General features: G+C 44.5%; 6 protein-coding genes. All 6 read right to left on the minus strand.

Translation table 11 applies throughout. From position 1 onward, the window contains the following. Position 1: 1 nt before the first annotated feature. Positions 2-1,321 (minus strand): TraI/MobA(P) family conjugative relaxase, encoded by a 1,320-nt coding sequence (traI, locus tag AB7U36_RS18980; protein ID WP_428161221.1) that lies wholly within the window; start codon positions 1,319-1,321, stop codon positions 2-4. Between the two features lie 90 nt (positions 1,322-1,411). Continuing rightward, on the minus strand, positions 1,412-1,750 hold the full coding sequence (locus AB7U36_RS18985) for a plasmid mobilization protein (protein WP_428161222.1): 339 nt from the start codon (positions 1,748-1,750) through the stop codon (positions 1,412-1,414). Positions 1,751-1,842: 92 nt separating this feature from the next. After that, entirely contained in the window at positions 1,843-2,451 is a 609-nt protein-coding gene (locus AB7U36_RS18990; RefSeq protein WP_428161223.1) for a TrbM/KikA/MpfK family conjugal transfer protein, read from the minus strand. A 25-nt stretch (positions 2,452-2,476) separates the two neighbouring features. Further along, complete coding sequence (gene trbB / locus AB7U36_RS18995; RefSeq protein WP_428161224.1) at positions 2,477-3,403, minus strand: P-type conjugative transfer ATPase TrbB; 927 nt, start codon at positions 3,401-3,403, stop codon at positions 2,477-2,479. Between the two features lie 23 nt (positions 3,404-3,426). Next, on the minus strand, positions 3,427-3,885 hold the full coding sequence (locus AB7U36_RS19000) for a S26 family signal peptidase (protein WP_428161225.1): 459 nt from the start codon (positions 3,883-3,885) through the stop codon (positions 3,427-3,429). Next, positions 3,875-4,584, minus strand: a 710-nt coding sequence (locus tag AB7U36_RS19005; protein WP_428161226.1) for a type IV secretory system conjugative DNA transfer family protein, incomplete at its 5' end; no start/stop codon positions are given. The genes AB7U36_RS19005 and AB7U36_RS19000, both read right to left, overlap by 11 nt.

The following is a 4,584-nucleotide window of genomic DNA, read 5'->3' on the forward strand; positions in this document are numbered from 1 at the left end:
TTTACATTCCATAATCTTCACCATAAAAACGCTGGAAATTTTTATTAAATTTTATCCAGTTATAATTATGCTGTTTTTGTTCACGGATGTAAATCTTCCAGGCTTCTCTTTCTTTGGCGGATTTGAGTTTTTTCACCGGTTCAAATCTATACGGCTTTTCAATTGTATAACCGCCTTGGGACGGTTCAAATTCTCCTAAAATTTTCAAATTCCCTGGTTGTTCTGCGTTTCTTCCACGGTTCATATTTTCTTTTTTGGGGCGTTCAAGGATAATGCCGGTTTGGGCAATTCGCATACCGGTTTTAGAAAAAGGGATGCTTGAATTTTTTTTAGTCTTACCGCCTATATCCGTTAAAACAAAACCTGCCCCCCGGGGGTTGACTTCAAGGCCAATTCTGGCCAGTTCCTGATGGAAGTCTTGCCAGGTATCAGATTTAATTGCCGCCTGGACGATAAACTCTTTTGATTCTATCACAAAGGTATCAAAGGATTTCAGTCCGGTTTTAGTTTCAAAATCTTTGGCTTTGGGGTTTTCCCGTTTTGGCTCCCGTTGAAAAAATTCCTTTACCTCATAATCCCCGGCTGATTTTTCATAAGAACCAAACCGGACCTGAAGTTTCTTCTTTGACAAATTTTGATCGAAATCGCTTAATTTTATATGATGACCATCTTTTTGTTTGTGCCCGATAGCAGCCAAGACACAGCCGTTCCCACGCATTTGTACAGTTAAGCCGTAAACGGCAAGTTCTTTATGTAAAGACTGCCAATCCCGGGCAATGTCAAAGGCGTGTTTAACATCTGATTGCCTATCCTTAACGTAATCGCTAAATTGCTGCTCAACACCAACATCAACCTTAAGTTTATATTTTTCCTCCAGGAGCCGGCATGTTTTATCCCGTTTATAATAATCATAGAAAGGATCATGACGGGTGTATTTTTCCTTGTAGATCATATTGTAGGCAACGTGCATGTGGGGATTGTCTGTATTGATATGTATTCCGCAGAGCCGTTGATGGTTTTCAAAACCTAAAGCAGCTGCAAATTCTTTTTCAATATCTTTGAAATCTTCCAGGGAAAGCTTTTCAAAATCTTCGGGATGAAAACTGACCACCATATGATAGGTTTTTTCTTTTTTGGTCCGGGTGTTCATTGCCTGGGTGGCTTTGATTTCATCAATGGCCAGATCATAATCCTGCCCGGCATAACAGCCGGCTGTCCATTTTGCAAAGAGCTTTTCCCCTTCATGGCCGGCGCCTATATACAACCCTAAACGCTTTATGTTGTCGTTTTTCGGTTCGCACTGGATACGTTTTGATATCATGGCATTAAACTTTGATGATGGTTTTAGTATCCAACACCAGCAAAAACGGCGGTATTGCCGGCAGATATGGAAGAAAACAGGGCTGCACCCTTACATTATATCCCGAATTTTAGAAATAACCGGCCTGAGCTGGCGCTGCCGGTCTTCAATGTCATGCAGCACCTTTCTTATTTCTTCAGGAGGTACATTTTCAAACCTTTGGGCAAGATAGTATTTAAACAGCCCCCCAAGCCGGCCAAGGTCAGCGTTCACTTTAAGGGCAGATAAAAAAGCCTCCTGGTCAAGCCTTGATTCTATCCGTTGGCCGGTTATAATCCTGCGGATATAATCAGATACAGACAGGCCGGTCTGTTTGGCTAACCGCTGTATCTTCGCATGCTCTTCGGCTGTGACGTATGATTTAAGGCAGTTTGTACGTTTATTTTCCATAACTTTCTTCTGTAAAAACTGTATCCGGTCAACACCACTAAAAAAAAATGGTGTTGGCCGGAACTATCGTTTCCGGCAGTGTGACCTGCTTATTAATTCCATTCCCAATGGTTATCTGATAACGCTGCAGCGATTTCGTTTTGCTCTTTTTGGGAGTCTGCATGGATTACATAAAATTCATTTCCATCATCATCTTCCATTTTGGAACCTAAATCAGTTCCAATGTAAGAGAGTTGTGAATATGCTGTGTATTCGTGGTTAATGAGAGCATTATAATAATTCCGGCAAGCTGCCGGTAACTCAGGGTCAACCACTTTTATGGTTTTAACATGGTATTTGTTTCTGCCGTATTTCACCAAAATCCGTACTTCAACCAGATTATTATTTAAACTTTCAAGGGTACAGAACGGGCTTGAATAGTTGACTATTGCACTAACCAGGCTCGGCATTCCCGGTGCTGATGAATCCGGACATTTATTCAGGAAAGCCCTTCTTAAATCCAGGGTGTCAGATATTTTATCCCCCCTGATGCCATAAAAATAACTCAGGGCCGGATTGCACTCCGCCGGCTGTACGGCGGATGACAGGCACAGGATGGTTTCACAGGCCAGTGTTTGAATATTTGACAATTCTGCCTGAGCAGAGTTTTTGATTGAAATAAACACCAATAAAAAAACAATTGTGATTTTAAGTGATTTCATGATTTATTTCCTCCATGGTCCAGGTTTAAGCTGAAATTTTTAACTTGTGTATCCCTGCATCCGTTTGGTTTATGACGGCAATATCGTCTATTTTTCTGCCTTTGCTGGTTCTTTTAATAAAAATCACCAAATCAACCGCCTCCCGGATTAAATCATCCATGGGGTTCGGCACAACTTCAGCAATAAGTTGCTGCAGCCGGACCAGCCCCCCGGCGCAGGAATTGGCATGGACAGTGCACACGCCACCCGGGTGGCCGGTATTCCACGCCTTTAACAGGTCCAGGGCTTCACCGCCCCTTACTTCCCCGACAACAATTCTGTCCGGCCTAAGCCTCATGGTGGCTTTAAGAAGATGCTGCATACTGGTGTTTTGGTTTGTACGCAGCATCACCTTATTTTTTGACATGCACTGCAGTTCGCTGGTGTCTTCGATGATGACAAGCCGTTCATCGCCGGCAATATTTGCCAGTTCCGCAAGAATGGCATTTGTCAGGGTTGTTTTCCCGGAGCCCGTTCCGCCCGCCACCAGGATGTTTTTTTTGTTTGCAATGGCATCGCAGATAATTTGCTGCTGATCCAAAGACATGGTTCCGGAGCGCACGTAATTATCCAGGGTAAATATTCTGATGGCCTTTTTGCGGATTGTGAAAGTGGGGTTCGCCACAACCGGAGGGAATAACCCCTCAAACCGGCTGCCGTCCAGGGGCAGTTCACCTTCAACAACGGGAGAATCCTTTGTAACGACAGCTCCAAGCATGGACGCAACCTGGCTCAGGATTCCGGCGGCAGATGATGCAGGAATGGCGGACACTTCCACCATTCCCTTGTCAAACGTATCGAGCCAGAGCTTGCCGTCAGGATTGAGCATAATTTCAATCACGTTGTCATCATCCAGGGCCTGGGTAACAATGGGGCCTAAATTATGCTTCAAACTGTCCAGAACAACGCTCATTTTCACTCCTTTCCAATATTTTCTCAGAGACCGAAAACCAAGAGAGGGGTTATCGTATCAAGTATTGAAGATTGCGGCACAAAACCTATATACCTGCTGTCCAATGAAAATTTTGTGTTGCCAACCACAACCAGGTGATTGGCAGGTACGATGCCTGTTTTGGGCTCAAACGCTGTAATAGGCCGGCCTTTGCTGTCTGTATCCGAGGCCGGGGGCAGTTGGTATGCCTGCCCCGGTAATGCAGCCACACGTTTCATTAAAGGGATACCTTTAACGTACTTTGATACAAGAGGCTGTTGGGAGGCGGTGGGATGAAAAACAACAAAGGAACCGTTGGCAATTGCCCGAGAGGTTTTTAAATATATACCCAGGGGCAGGCTGGCGGATGTATTGATATAACAGTATTGGGATATAAAAAAACAGACCGCCAAAACGAAACTGCAGGGCAGCATGATTTTTATAATTTTGCTTTTATGTTTCATTTTTCGATACCTCTTTTAGCTTGAAAAGATCGCAGCTGCCGGGCGGCGGGATTTTAACCCGCTTTTGGAAAACAGGATCTAAGAAATAAAGAATCTGCTGACCGTATACTGTGTTGTAACCGGCAACAAATATAAGCATATCGCCGGGGGTTTTGATTCCTCCTTTTTCGTCTTTGACCGGGCCTTTCAGCCTCATGCATTCATCCGGTGTGAGCAGCGGCCTTGCAACTTCACTGACAGATACAGAGGCATTGCCCATGCCGCCTAACCGTTTACCGGAAACACTGGTTTTTTTATCTACAACAGTGGTTTTCCCGGTCATGTCCGAGAGCAGCTTTGCGGTTTCTATCTTGTTGGGTGCATATGCAATTCTGACATGGCAGTTCGATGTAATTGATTCGTCCCGGGTATATGCTTCCTGCAGCTGGGATAAATCCTGGACAATGATATAAGCCTTCACGCCGTAACCAGCCATAAACGCCAGGGCCTTTTGCATGATTTCCAACTTGCCCAGGCTGGTAAACTCATCCAGCATGAGTAGCAGCCTGTGTTTATAGCAAACCACGGCCTGACCGTTTTCAAACTCCATTTTCTGGGTGAATTTTCTTAACGCCAGATTGAAAAATACACGCAGCAGCGGCCTTAACCTGTCCAGGTTGGCAGGGGATACAACCAGGTATAAATCAACAGGGGTGTCAG

Source organism: Desulfobacter sp., assembly GCF_050177295.1.